This window comes from Alphaproteobacteria bacterium, assembly GCA_024244705.1.
Classification (GTDB): Bacteria; Pseudomonadota; Alphaproteobacteria; order JAAEOK01; family JAAEOK01; genus JAAEOK01.
In genome coordinates, this window is record JAAEOK010000036.1 from 170,467 (window position 1) to 184,204 (window position 13,738).

General features: G+C 61.1%; 11 protein-coding genes. 10 read left to right on the forward strand and 1 reads right to left on the reverse strand.

What is annotated here, in order from left to right; translation table 11 throughout:
• The first annotated feature begins 48 nt into the window (after nt 1–48).
• On the forward strand, nt 49–1,497 hold the full coding sequence (locus GY791_05335) for a cobyric acid synthase (protein ID MCP4327844.1): 1,449 nt from the start codon (nt 49–51) through the stop codon (nt 1,495–1,497).
• Here the strand turns inward: GY791_05335 and GY791_05340 are convergent.
• Nucleotides 1,475–2,485 (reverse strand): cobalamin biosynthesis protein, encoded by a 1,011-nt coding sequence (locus tag GY791_05340; GenBank protein ID MCP4327845.1) that lies wholly within the window; start codon nt 2,483–2,485, stop codon nt 1,475–1,477. The two genes, GY791_05335 and GY791_05340, sit on opposite strands and share 23 nt — an antisense overlap.
• Nucleotides 2,486–2,654: 169 nt before the next feature.
• Here GY791_05340 and GY791_05345 point away from each other — a divergent pair, with 169 nt between their 5' ends.
• From GY791_05345 to GY791_05385, 9 genes are all read left to right on the forward strand, one after another.
• Nucleotides 2,655–3,254: a hypothetical protein gene (locus tag GY791_05345; protein MCP4327846.1), complete on the forward strand. Its 600-nt coding sequence runs from the start codon at nt 2,655–2,657 to the stop codon at nt 3,252–3,254.
• Between the two features lie 287 nt (nt 3,255–3,541).
• Nucleotides 3,542–3,871, forward strand: coding sequence for a methionine--tRNA ligase subunit beta (gene metG, locus GY791_05350; protein ID MCP4327847.1), 330 nt, complete (start codon nt 3,542–3,544; stop codon nt 3,869–3,871).
• Between the two features lie 10 nt (nt 3,872–3,881).
• Nucleotides 3,882–4,670 carry an enoyl-CoA hydratase/isomerase family protein gene (locus GY791_05355; protein MCP4327848.1) on the forward strand — a complete coding sequence of 263 codons (789 nt, stop codon included), beginning with the start codon at nt 3,882–3,884 and terminating at the stop codon, nt 4,668–4,670.
• A 139-nt stretch (nt 4,671–4,809) separates the two neighbouring features.
• The gene (gene sigZ / locus GY791_05360) at nt 4,810–5,349 is read left to right on the forward strand and encodes an RNA polymerase sigma factor SigZ (protein MCP4327849.1); all 540 of its coding nucleotides are present in this window, start codon (nt 4,810–4,812) and stop codon (nt 5,347–5,349) included.
• A 211-nt stretch (nt 5,350–5,560) separates the two neighbouring features.
• The gene (arsM, locus tag GY791_05365) at nt 5,561–6,382 is read left to right on the forward strand and encodes an arsenite methyltransferase (protein ID MCP4327850.1); all 822 of its coding nucleotides are present in this window, start codon (nt 5,561–5,563) and stop codon (nt 6,380–6,382) included.
• 170 nt (nt 6,383–6,552) lie between these two features.
• Nucleotides 6,553–6,777, forward strand: a complete 225-nt coding sequence (locus GY791_05370) for a carboxymuconolactone decarboxylase family protein (GenBank protein MCP4327851.1) — start codon at nt 6,553–6,555, stop codon at nt 6,775–6,777.
• Nucleotides 6,778–6,798: 21 nt separating this feature from the next.
• Nucleotides 6,799–8,274 (forward strand): adenylate/guanylate cyclase domain-containing protein, encoded by a 1,476-nt coding sequence (locus GY791_05375; GenBank protein MCP4327852.1) that lies wholly within the window; start codon nt 6,799–6,801, stop codon nt 8,272–8,274.
• 365 nt (nt 8,275–8,639) lie between these two features.
• Nucleotides 8,640–9,755 carry a serine hydrolase gene (locus GY791_05380; GenBank protein MCP4327853.1) on the forward strand — a complete coding sequence of 372 codons (1,116 nt, stop codon included), beginning with the start codon at nt 8,640–8,642 and terminating at the stop codon, nt 9,753–9,755.
• A gap of 291 nt (nt 9,756–10,046) precedes the next feature.
• Nucleotides 10,047–13,391 carry an AAA family ATPase gene (locus GY791_05385; GenBank protein MCP4327854.1) on the forward strand — a complete coding sequence of 1,115 codons (3,345 nt, stop codon included), beginning with the start codon at nt 10,047–10,049 and terminating at the stop codon, nt 13,389–13,391.
• The last annotated feature ends 347 nt before the right edge of the window (nt 13,392–13,738 follow it).

Below are 13,738 nucleotides of genomic sequence, written 5' to 3' on the forward strand. Positions count from 1 at the left end.
GGCACCGACTTCATTCGCTAGAGTTTCGTGTCAGACACTCCAGCACTCATGCTCCAGGGCACCGGGTCCGATGTCGGCAAGTCGCTGTTGGTTGCCGGCCTGTGCCGGCTGTTCCGCGATCGCGGCCTGGCGGTGCGGCCGTTCAAGCCCCAGAACATGTCGAACAACGCGGCGGTGACGGCGGACGGCGGCGAGATCGGCCGTGCGCAGGCGCTGCAGGCGCGGGCGGCGGGGGTGGCGCCGTCCGTCGACATGAACCCGGTCCTGCTCAAGCCCGAATCCGAGCGCGGCGCCCAGGTCATCGTCTGCGGCCGGCGCACCGAAACCTTGTCCGCCCGCGATTACGTCGCGGCGAAACCGCGGCTGATGTCGGCGGTGCTGGAAAGCTTCCGGCGACTTCAGGCGGAAGCCGATCTGATCGTGGTCGAAGGGGCGGGCAGCCCGGCCGAGGTCAATCTGCGCGCCGGCGATATCGCCAATATGGGTTTCGCCGAGGCCGCCAATGTCCCCGTCGTGCTGGTCGCCGATATCGACCGCGGCGGCGTGATCGCCAGCATCGTCGGCACTCACGCAGTCCTGAGCGAGGCGGAGCGGCGGCGAATCAAGGGCTTCGTGGTCAACAAGTTCCGTGGCGACCCGACCTTGTTCGACGACGGTCTCGCCGTCATCAGCGATCGCACCGGCTGGCCGAGCTTGGGTCTGGTGCCCCATTTCCCGGCGGCGCTCAAATTGCCGGCGGAGGATGCGATGGTGCTCGACCGGCGTCGGCCGGGGGCGTCCGGCGCGACACGGATCGCCGTGCCGCGCCTCGGCCGGATCGCCAATTTCGACGATTTCGATCCCCTCAGCCTGGAGCCCGAGGTGGCGGTCGATATGGTGGCGCCCGGTCGGCCGCTGCCGGGCGATGCGGACATGATCGTGCTGCCCGGATCGAAGTCGACGATCGGCGATCTCGCCGATTTCAGGGCCCAGGGCTGGGACATCGATCTTGCCGCTTATGTCCGCCGCGGTGGCCGCGTGCTCGGCATCTGCGGCGGCTATCAGATGCTCGGCCGGACGATCCACGATCCCGAGGGGATCGAGGGACCGGCCGGATCGGTCGCCGGGCTCGGCCTGCTCGACGTCGAGACCACGCTGATCGGGGACAAGGCCTTGGTCGAGGTTTCCGGCGTCCACCGACCGAGCGGCAGGACGGTGACGGGCTACGAAATGCATCTCGGCCGAACCCAGGGCCCGGATACGGCGCGGCCCATGCTCGACCTCGACGGGCGGCAAGAGGGGGCGCTCTCGGCGGACGGCCGGATCGCCGGATGCTATCTCCACGGTCTCTTTGCCGCCGACGACTTCCGCCGCGCGTGGCTCGCCGACCTTGGCGCGGCGTCCGCTACCGAGGTCGATTTCGAGGCCGAGATCGAACAAACGCTCGACGCTCTCGCCGCCCATCTCGAGGCCCATGTCGCGGTCGACGAGATCCTCAGGCTGGCCCGGGAACGATAAGCAGCGCCGCGAGGACCGGGGCCCACAACAGACCGGTCGCGGCAACGTAAAGACGCAGCGCGCGGTCGATGTCGGCCGGTTCGGCATCGGTCGCGCCGTCGCGGTTCATCCAGGCGTCGTCGACGACCGCGCTGTCATAGACGCGAGGGCCCGCCAGGGCGAGGCCCAGGGCTCCGGCCATCGCGGCTTCCGGCCATCCGGCATTGACCGAGCGATGACGGCGGGCGTCGTTCCACGCGGCGCGCCACGCCATTACTGGTCCCGCCCGGGGCCGCCGCGTCGGCATCACCACAGCCGCGACCGCGATCAGCACGGCATCGATGCGCGCCGGCAGGTAATTGGCGACATCGTCGAGCCGTGCCGCGGCCCAACCGAACTGGCGGTGACGGGCGTCGCGGTAGCCAACCATCGAATCGGCGGTGTTGAGCATCTTGTAAGCAAACAGACCGGGCAGGCCGAACAGCAGATACCAGAACACCGGCGCGATAACCCCATCGCTGTGGTTCTCGGCCAGCGATTCGATCGCCGCGCGGCAGATTCCGGCCTGGTCGAGTCGCGCGGGATCGCGCCCGACGATGTGGGCCACCGCCTCTCGGGCGTCATCGATGCCGCCGGCCGCAAAGGCGCGCGAGACCGCACGGACGTGAAGGTAAAGGCCGCGCTGGCTAAGCAGGATCGCGACGCAGAATCCCTCGAGCCACCAGCCGTTGGGATTGAGAGCGAGGAAATTGGAAAGGCCGTGTCCGGCGAGTATCGCCAGTGCCAGGACGACACCGATCATCGCCGCGCCGGCCGCATATTGCTGGACCGGACCGCTGTCGCCGCGGTTGAGCAGGCGGTCGCACCAGCCGATCACGACGCCGGCCCAGGCGACCGGATGGGAGGTCCGCCGCCACAGCCAGGCCGGATCGCCGAACAGGGCGTCAAGCATCAGCGCGATCGCGAGCGCAGAGAGGACCGTCGCCGGATCCCATACCGAAAGAAGCATGTAGCCTTGTTCCCCGAATCACTTCGGGGGACGATTTGGCACCGGATCGGCGCCCGACACAATGGTCAACGAGTCAATGGGTCAGTGCGGGCGGAACCCATATAATCGCCGCGAACCGTAAACGCCGCCATAGGCATTGCTACCGCCACTGCTGTATTTGACGTCCGATTTGCTGCCGTCGTCTCCAGTGCCGTCCGCGGCGCAGGCCGATAGCATCAAGGCCATCGCGATCACCAGCGCCGACATGCCGGCGACCGAAATGGCGCTCCGCATCCTGGCGTCGGCTACAACAAATGATGTCCGTTCGATCATTTTGGTACTCTCGCTGTCGTGCGGTGTTGGTTTTATAGGTTGGCCGTTTTTGCCGCCATGGCGAGTGGTGAATGCCACACTTCACACGGGTTTTACCGAACGTGTCCCGACCGTGAGCGGGGGCTCAGGCCTGATCGGCGCGCGTCTAGCGCCGACCGACGAGGAATCGCACGCCGTCGCTACCGACCGTTTCCGTATGCGGCACGCCGATGGCGATCGAATACCTATCGCCGGTCCGGCAGGTCGTCGCGCCGTCCTCGGTCTCGAACGTTATATCGCCGGCGAGGATCAGGAGCGCGCAATCGCAGTCGTGGCTATGGATGTCGTTGAATTTGTTCGCTACCCATTCGACCGCATCGGCGGCGCCGTAGCCCTACTCCGCCAACATTTTCCGGAACGCCGTTTCGTCCATCGATGGACCCTCCGCCTGTCAGAATCCTACGCCGCGTACTCATAAATGCCCGCGCCACAGCTTCCTACATCATTCCCGTTTCCGACGGATCTCCGGACAGGATGAGCGCTGCTTCGCATGTCTCAGAATAGCCAGAAGCAGACATCAACCAAACAGCCCGAATTTAGTCGTCGCCGGAATGCGTCCTTTGGGCCTGCCGCACGTCTACATACACAAAGAAGTGGTTTGATCAGAGGCGCCCGAAATAGGCGGTCCGTCGTGACCGCCTCCAACCGGACAAGGCTCGATATTTGAGCAGCCATCTTATCGAACCCCGGGATAGAGTCGGTAAAATGATGATTACTCCGAAAGAATTCATGGCGATGGACATGAGGGTGGCGGAGATCGTAACCGCCGAGCCCGTGGATGGGACGGACCGCCTCCTCAAAGTGAATGTCGATCTGGGTCAAGAACAGCGGACCTTGGTGGCCGGATTGGCTGCGTACTACCGGCCCCAGGAACTGCTGGGCAAGAAGGTCATAGTGGTAGCCAACATGAAACCCGCCCGCATCCATGGCGTGCTCTCTGAAGGGATGTTGCTGGGTGCGGGGTGCAGCAGCGGTACGGACGTGTCCTTACTGACCGTTGACAAAGCAGTGGACAAAGGAACCCGCGTGGAATGAGCGGTTCCTGTTGGCAAACCGGATCGGGGTAGAAGCGTTGGTCATAACGTTGAAAATTGACAGACCGGCAGCCCACCTGACACTGGACGTGCTGCCGGTCAATGCCCTGGATATGCCCGCCTTGGAGGAACTCGATGGCCTCCTAAAACGCATAGAAGGCAATCGGGACGTCAGGGTGTTAACGATTGCCAGTGGCATCAAGGGGCTGTTCTGTGCCGGTGGCGACATGAAGTTTTGGCCGAGAGAGTTCCCTGACCGACCGGACTTGGTTTGCGATTCGGGGCGGCGCGTTTTCGCCCGAATTGAGAGATTGGCCCAACCGACCATTGCCCTCATTGACGGCAAGGTCATCGGCGACGGTCTATCGCTGGCCCTGGCCTGTGACCTGCGCGTAGCCTCCCATGACTCGTCCTTTCACCTCCCGGAGCTGGACTATGGCTTCATCCCTGGTTGGGGGACCGTAGGCAGGATGATACGGGAGATAGGCAAGGCGGCTGCTTCGGAGTTGTTGCTGATCGGCGAGCCGGTCGATGCTGCGATCGGTCTACGCATGGGCCTCGTCCACCGCGTCTTTGACGCCCAAGAGATTTGCTCGGCGACCCAACACCTAGCCGCCGGATTGGCAAACAAACCGCCCATGGCCATGAGCCAAGCTAAGGCAGCCCTGCGCGGCAGGACAAGTGACTCAACCGATGGCGACTGGGAGTTGGATTGCTTCAAGGCCGTCTGGGGAGGCAAAGAGTGGGCCGCAGGAGTGGCCAGGGCATTCAAGGTCGACGTTTCCGCAATAGAGGAATGACCAGAGGATCCCGGGGAGTTGAATCAGGCGATCAAAGTCATCGACTATTCTTATGGGTTTGATCGCCAACTCGATATTTGACGCAAATGGTTGGTAACCCCACATTTTGTGTATTATGTTAGGTACTTGAGCAGGAAACATGATGATGGCCAGCTTGGATCTCGCGTGGGAGGAATACGGCCCTGCGCTGAAGAATTTCATCCGCCGCCGCGTGTCAGATGAAGCTTTAGTCGAGGACATACTCCAAGACGTTTTTGTCAAGGCGCAGTCGCGTCTGGACAGCCTCAGGGATAAGGCAAAACTGAAGCCGTGGATCTATCAGAATTGCCGTCACACGATCATAGATCATTACCGTCGCAAGAAAATCGTGACCGAACAGCCGGACACACTCTTTGTTGAAACGCAGATAGAGGAAGAGCGGTTCCGCGATGACCTCAATTCGTGCGTCCGGAAATTGACGGAAAACCTGCCGGCCAAATTCGGCCAAGCGTTGTTTCTGACCGCCTATGATGGCCTGACCCAAAAGGAGATGAGCGAACATCTGGGTATATCCGTTTCCGGGGCCAAATCAAGGGTCCAGAGGGCCAGGGAGAGGCTGAAGTCCGAACTGCTGGACTGCTGCAACCTGGAGTTCGATACGTTCGGAAAAATAATCGACTACACACCCAAGGAACGATAGCCGCCAACGCACCGCCCAGCCGGGGTCTGCTGCGACTCCACGCCTATTGATTTCCCTCCTTTTTCCTCGTGCCATTCGCCTCGGTCTGCGGCCAGCGATCGCCTTCGATCCGATCCGTCAGTCCAAGCCATACCGCCAGCCGATTCCCCTTGCGTCCTTTTTCCTCTCTTTTCGTCTACCAATTCAGTCAAGATTCAAATGGACTGGAACGATGAAAGAGCAAGACAGGATGAGGAGCATTGTCCGGCAGCGCTACGGCAGCTTGGCTGGTCAAAACGGAGACTGCTGCGATACGAACGTAACCCGGCAGTCCTCACACTGTTGCACGCAGCCCGAGAGTGCATCTGAGACGACTGCTGCTGCTGGTTTCTTCTACACCGACCAAGAGGTCGGTGCGGCTCCAGAAGGATCCTTTATGGGCTTAGGCTGCGGCAACCCCTTGGCCCTAGCGGGGCTGCGGGCCAGAGAGACGGTTCTGGACCTAGGTAGTGGCGGCGGGTTTGATTGCTTTTTGGCGGCTCAACAGGTTGGACCCGACGGAATGGTGATCGGCGTTGACATGACCCCGGAAATGGTCGCCAGAGCCAGAGCGAATGCCGTGCGGGAGGGATACAAGAATGTTGATTTCCGTCTTGGGGAGTTAGAGAACCTGCCCGTGGCGGACGGATCAGTCGATGTCATCATCTCCAACTGTGTGGTCAATCTCTCGCCGGACAAGCCGCAGGTTTTTGCCGAGTCCTTCCGCGTCCTCAAACCCGGCGGACGATTGATGATCATGGACATGGTCGCCAAGGCGTCCTTGCCGGATCGGTTGCGTGACGATCCGAGCCTCTACTGCGAGTGCGTCTCCGGCGCGGCCGAGGTTGGAGCCGTTGAGGCAATGTTGGCTGAAGCGGGCTTCGGTTCGATCCGGATCAGATTCAAGGATCAAAGTCGGGAGCCGTCCAGCGAAGAGGTGAGTGAGGACAACGTTCATCAATTTGTTTCATCGGCCGGCATCGAAGCGGTCAAATCCGCCCCGGCCGACACCTGACGATCGAGCTGAGGCTGAGACGAGGCCTCCAGCCCATCGGTTGGCAAGAGGTTCCGGTGCCAAGGAATATCCATCGATTACAGCGTGTCGAGCGCGGCCGCCATTGGCCGCGAGAGCGAGAGACGTGAGCTACGGCCCCAACTAGAGCAATGACATCTGGAGTGAAAAAAATGGACGAGCGGATGAAAGAGCTTGTAGCGATAGGTGCCTCAGCGGCAGCCAACTGCCATCCCTGTATCGACCACCACTTGACTAAGTGCGATGAGCTAGGAATTTCTCGTCAAGAGGTTATTGAAGCAGTCAAGGTGGGACTGATGGTCAACCACGGTGCCGAGCGTGCCATTCGCAAGAAAGCACGAGAGCTACTGGGTGAATCGATGATTGATCCAGCTTAGGCGCACGAACACGGCTGTAGATTGGAGGATGAGGAAAATGGCACAAGCGACCCCTATGCCGATGTGCCCGATGGCAGAAACCTGCAAGGGCATGAAGGAGAAGCCTCTTTCCGGCCTGATGATGATCCCAGGGATCGCGTTCATAGCCCTGGGCGTATTGATCATCGTCTGGCAACCTGTCCTGCCGTGGCTGGTGGCCGCCGCGTGCATCCTGGTAGGTGGCGCCATGCTTGTGATGGCCAACCTCATGCGCAGGATTGGCTCCCGATTCAAGGAGATGCACGAACACGGCTCTTCCGCCTGAGATCTATGACGCATCGTTTTGACATTGCGGCGATCGAGGATTGGCTGGTCGAGCAGGGCGTTTTGAGGCCGAAATTCGAAACGCTGATCGAAGACTATTGTGAGCGTTTGGTTGCTGTCGGCCTGCCTATATGGCACGCGTATTTCACCAGTCTGACATTGCATCCAACGACGGCGACGATCGGCTGTTTATGGCACCGCGATAGCGAGGTGGAACGCAGATCATATACTCATGAAGATGCCCGATTCGGCGGTTGGGAGAAGTATCCGCTCCACTTCATGTTCAAGAACAGGGTCAACGTCCTGCGGCGCCGACTTACGGGGCCGGATGCGATGGTGGATTTTCCGCAGCTTGAGGAACTCAAGAAACATGGGGCGACCGATTATGTCGGCCAACTAACCGAATTTGGTTTGGATGGTACGCCGGATCGCGAAACCGGATTCCTGGCGTCCTGGAGTACCGATCGATCGAGTGGGTTCTCCGACGCCGATATCGCAGCGCTGGAATACCTGCAGCCGCGATTGGCCCTAGCACTGCAAAGCCGTATCAGCTACGAAATTGAGGTCAATCTGCTTGATACCTACGTCGGCCCGGATGCCGGCAGACGGATACTCGCGGGCGAGATCAAGCGCGGCAAAGGCAAACGCATCCGCGCGGCAATCATGCTTTCCGATCTTGGCGGCTTCACCGCAATGACCGATCGGCTGCCGTCCGAGCAAGTCATTGCGCATCTCAACGACTATTTCGGGATCATGGCGACCGAGGTGCAAGAGCAAAGCGGCGAGGTGCTAAAGTTCATCGGCGATGGCATGCTCGCGGTTTTCGACATCGAAGGTTCGGCCCATGACAAAGCCTGCTGTCAGGCTATTCATGCCGCCATCGGCGCCGCGAACGCCTTGGCGTCGCTTAACCAGGATCGGGCGGAAAAACTCAATGTCCGAATGGCATTGCATTTGGGTGAGGTGGTCTATGGCAACATCGGCGCCGCTGATCGCCTCGATTTCACCGTTATCGGTGCGGCGGTCAACGAAACGGCCCGGATAGAGGGGCTTTGTCGGGCACTCGACAGGCAAATCTTGACGTCGGCTAGTTTTGCATCGAGCTGTACATGCAAACCGCTCATCTCTGTTGGTTTTCATCATCTCCGAGGTGTAAGCGAACCCCAGGAATTGTTTACTCCAGCTTCAAATTGATACCTGTGCACCAAACCCTACTTCTCGATTCACACCACCCTTGCAGCGATCCCGAACTTCTGGTTTGGGTCAGACTTTACCGTCAGCGTCCGTTCCGGTCTACGTCGGCTGATCGGGGTACAACGGTCGAAGACCACTCAAGCTTCCGGTGTCAGGAGCATTGCCGCCATGATTGCAGGCAGCTCCGGACGGCAAGGTTGTGCCAAGACCTGACATGGCAATGCTGTACATACGGTGCTGACTACGCCGTTGTGGTGGGGACCGGCAGTTCTCGGCCTTCTTGGTTCATCGGTGGCAGCCGCTCATATTCCTGGTAATCTGATTTTGGGTAGAGAATCCGCGATCTTTGAAACGGGAAGCCTCTCATGATCGCTCGTCGTCCATTGTTGGTTCTCGGGAGCGTCATCTTGTCTGTCTCGCTCAACTCGGCGGACGCGGGCCCTCCGCATGACTGGCAACAGATCTCGCCGGCCGAAGCCGGGTTCTTGCCGGACGTGGGGGAGAAGCTTGATGACGCTGTCCGAACGAACGAATTCGCCAATCTCCATGCGGTCGTCGTTGCCCGAGGCGGGAAGTTGGTTCTGGAGCGCTACTATGAGGGCGCAGACGAACGCCGGGGCGATGCTCTCGGCATCGTCAAATTCGGACCCGAGGTCAAGCATGACCTGCGTTCCGTTACCAAGAGCATCGTCGACCTGCTGTACGGGATCGCGCTGGCGGATGGAAGGGTCGCCGATCTGGATCAATCGCTTGTCGACCAGTTTCCGGCTTACGAGGATCTCGCAGCCGATCCGAAGAGAAGGCGAATGACGGTCCTTCACGCCCTATCGATGACGCTGGGAACAGAGTGGGATGAGGATTTGCCCTATAGCAATCCGCGCAATAGCGAGACCGCCATGGATCTGGCCACCGATCGTTACCGCTACGTGTTGGAGCGACCGTTCGTCGCGGAGCCCGGCAGCCAGTGGAACTACAACGGCGGCGCCACCGCGTTGCTGGCGCATTTGATCAGCCGAGGCACCGGACGGCCGCTCCTCGACTTCGCACGCGAGAGACTGTTCGAACCCCTGGGGATCGCCGATGTGGAATGGCTCGCCGGTTCGGACGGCGAGCCGATTGCAGCTTCGGGTCTGCGCATGCGCCCGCGAGATCTCGCCAAGATCGGCCAACTGGTCCTCGATCGCGGAACCTGGGGCGAGTCTCGGTTGGTGCCGTCCGAATGGCTCGACCAATCCTTTACGCCGAGGGTCCATGCGGCCGATGATCTCGACTATGGCTATCACTGGTGGCTGGGCAAAATGAAAGCCAACGATCAACCTTGGATCGGCGCTTTTGGCAATGGTGGCCAGCGCCTTTTCATCATCCCGAGCCTGCAGCTGGTGGTTGTGATCGCCGCCGGCAACTACAATAAGCCAGATCAGTGGAAATTGCCGGTCGCCGTCATGAGCAAAGTTGTCCTGCCGGCGTTGCGCGATAAGTGAACTCCAACACCCTTGAGCAGCCATGAATGTCAGCAGAGGGTCACAACTCACCTTCAGCGACATGTTCGGCCTACGACCAGAATTGGAGTTAGAGCCGTCGAAATCGGCAAGAAAGCGGACTCCGCTTTTCGAACGACCAGAGTTAGGTGAGTCGCTGCCGTGGTTAGGGCCGACACAGATAGGCTGGAACTAGTCAAAACCGGACCGACATGGCCCTTTGCATTAGCTGAGCGCTCACACTACCATCCGAAGACCTTCCCGAATTCCGAGGAGGCGTTCGGTCAGCCAGCGATGACAGAGTTAGCAACATGGCTGGAGAAGCACGGGCTTGGCCAATTTGCCCAAGTCTTAGCCGAAAACGACATCGATTTCGACGTGTTTCCGAGCCTGACAGAGGACGATCTCAAGGAGCTGGGCTTGTCCATCGGACACCGGCGACGGTTTCTCAATGCGCTGCAAAAGTCCGCGCTGAAGTTGGGCCGAAGCGACGCGGCGCAGGCTGAAAGGGTCGATGACCAGGAGAGCGCGGACCGACGCCAGCTCACGGTGATGTTCTGTGACCTGGTCGGATCTACCGAGCTGTCCGAGAAGCTCGATCCCGAAGATATGCGCAGTGTCCTCGGCCAGTATCACAACACCGTGGCGAATACCGTCTCCCAGCATGAAGGTCATGTGGCCAAACTTCTCGGAGACGGAGTCCTCGCTTATTTCGGTTGGCCGCAGGCACATGAGGCCGCCGCCGAAGTCGCGGTTCGCGCAGCCCTGGCCGCTGTCTCGGCAGTAGGCGAACACGAGGTGGCGGGAGAACCGCTCGCTGCGCGCGTCGGGATTGCGACCGGCTCAGTGGTGATCGGCGACATGATCGGAGAATCGGCACAGGAACGGGGGGCCGTCGTCGGATCGACGCCAAATCTCGCGGCCCGTCTCCAGGCCCTGGCACAACCTGGCGAGGTTGCCATCAATGATGGGACGCGTCGCCTGATCGGCGCCGCCTTCGATCTCGAGGACCGCGGTGCGCATGCGCTCAAGGGCTTCGAAGACCCAATCCCGGTCTGGCGAGTGAGCGGCGTCGGGTCGGTGGTGAGCCGGTTCGACGCGCTGCATGGCTCCGGCCTCACCGATTTCGTCGGTCGGACCCATGAGATTGGTCTACTCGAAGATCGTTGGCGTCAAGCCCAGAATGGTGAGGGCCAGGTCGTGTTGCTTTCCGGCGAGGCCGGGATTGGCAAGAGCCGGATCATGCGCGAGTTCGCCCTGGCCCGAACGGCCGAAGAGAGGCAGATCTTGCGCTACCAGTGTTCTCCGCATGAGGTCCACGCCGCCTTCCACCCGATCGTGACCGAACTGTCGGCGGCGGCGGGATTCTTGCCCAACGATCCCCCCGAGCTCCGTCTCGACAAACTGGAGACCCATCTCGGCGAGATCTTCGAGGAGCTCGACGAGGCAGCGCCCCTATTTGCATGCCTCCTGTCCCTGCCGCGTGAACGCTATCCACCGATTGAGATGGGGCCACAGCGTCGCAAGCAGCGCACCGTTGCGCTATTGAGCGAGCGCGTCGCCCGGCTCGCCACTGAACAGCCGGTGCTGATTCTGGCGGAGGACCTCCACTGGGCCGATCCGTCAAGCATTGAGGCGCTCGACGCCGTTATCGAGCGGACGCAGGAGCTTCCGGTGCTCGTGGTCGCGACCACCCGCCCCGAGTATGCCCCTGAGTGGGACGGTCATGGACACGTAACTTTGCACTCGCTCAACCGGCTCGGGCACGGCGACGGCCGGGCAATTGCCGAAGCGGTCGCCGTTGGTAAAGCGTTGCCTAAGGAAGTGCTCGAACGCATCGTTATGCAGACCGACGGCATTCCGCTGTTCGTCGAGGAGCTAACCAAGACGGTGCTTGAATCGGGATTGCTCGAGGAACGCAACGACCGCTACGTCCTGACGGGGCCGCTGCCGGATTTGGCAATCCCGTCGACCCTGCAGGACTCTCTGATGGCCCGCCTTGACCGGCTGGCTCCGGTCAGACAGGTGATCCAGGCGGCGGCCTGCATCGGCCGGGAGTTCGATGCAGGTCTTCTCTCGGCCGCGGTCGCGATGGACAGCGATTCACTTGACGATGCCCTCGATCAGCTTGTGGAAGCTCAGCTGATCTTCAGACGCACTGGTGTCGCCGAAGAAAGATACATCTTCAAGCATGCGCTCGTGCAGGATGCGGCTTATGCGAGCCTGCTCAAGAGTTCGCGGCAACCGCTTCACGCCCGCCTCGCCCGCGCCCTCGAGGAGACCAGGGACCCTGACGCGCTGGAGCTGGCACGTCATCACTTCGCGGCGGGCGCCTACGAACGCTCCGCCGGACTATTTCTGAGCGCCGGACAGAAACTGCTCGAAGCCAGTGCGGTGGCCGAAGCCATCGGCGCTCTAGAGCAGGGGCTCGTTGCCATGCAGGCACTACCCCCGTCGCGCGACCGCGACCGGCTCGAGCTGGACATCCGCATCGCCCTTGGCGCAGGGCGCATGGCAAATTTCGGTTGGGCGCATCCTTCCGTGTCGGAGGCGTTCGAGCCCGCCTATCCGCTGGCAAGAAGCTTTGGCGACAACGTGGCACTCGCCTCGATTTTGTGGGGACTCTGGGTCCACTACCAAACGAGGACGAATTTTCCGCAGGCGCACGAATGGCTCAGCGAATTGAGAACCGTCGCGGGAGAGAACAGTGAAACGGACCTGCCGGTGGTCTACGACATGTCAGCGGGCTGCCAGTACTTCTGGGAGGCCGACTATGAGCATGCCGTCGTCCACACGGATCATTTGAAAGAGATCTACGTTCCCGAGCGGCATGCGCGGATCGCGTCGTTGACCAACCACGATCCACTGGTTTTTTCCCAGCATTGGGCGGGGAGTCTTGCGGAGTGGATTCGGGGATATCCTGACCGCTCAATCGAAAGGCTCGACGAAGCCGTGTCTCTGGCACGGAAGATCGGCCATCCCTTCAACCTCATGTTTGCGCTGACCGCGGGGGCGACAGCCCTCATTTACCGTGGCGAAGCGGACCGGCTTCTCGAATTCTGCGACGAGGCGGAGAAGGTCGTCACCGAGGAGGCGCTTGGTCAGTTTTCGATGAATGTCTGCGTGTACCAGTGGCGTGGTGCCGCCCGTATCCAACAGCGCGAATTCGGGATCGGGCACTCGCTAGCCGTGAAGGGCAATGAGTATTGGACGATGAGCGGTGGAGGAATCTGCACTGCGATGATGCGCAGCTGGATCGTCCTTGGCCTCCAGGGCCTCGGTCGAATCGATGAGGCACTTGGCCTGAACGCGGGCAACATCACTCACTGCCGCGAGACTGGCGATCGGTACATGGAGCCGGAGTGCATCCGCTTGCAGGGCGAACTGATGCTCCGCGTGTCGGATCCGGATCTTGAAGCCGCGGAGCATTTCTTCCGCGAAGCGGTCACTATCGCGGGGGCCCACGACGCTAAGTCCTGGGAACTGCGGGCTGCGATGTCGCTGGCCGACCTGCTAGGGTCCCGGGACCGGCACAAGGACGCCATTGCTTGTCTTGAGCCGGTCCTGGGCTGGTTCACGGAAGGACTGGAAACAGCCGATTTGCGCCGGGCGTGTGCGCTCCTATGCTCGCTCGCATGACACCTGGCGAGAGGCCATGGCGGGGCCGTTCATTGTCCGCTTGGGGTCATTCCGCGACATTGGGCTGCCGCATGCCAATGTCCGCAGGCGAGTGTTCTTCTGACATGGACTGCCCCGCATTGAACTGTCGGGTGGCGCCGTGATTCATGTGTCGACGGGGCCCATTGACCGAGGGATTTTGAGACCACCCGTCCAACTTGACGCGGTTCGGCGCCGCGCCTAGGGTCATGGCGCGACGGCGTCCCGGCAGGGGCTGAGAGAGATCCTGGTGCGATCGACCCAATTCGGGGATCAACGCCGGGGCTGTCTGGCAAATCTGAACGCGGCGGCATCCCCATGCCACCGCC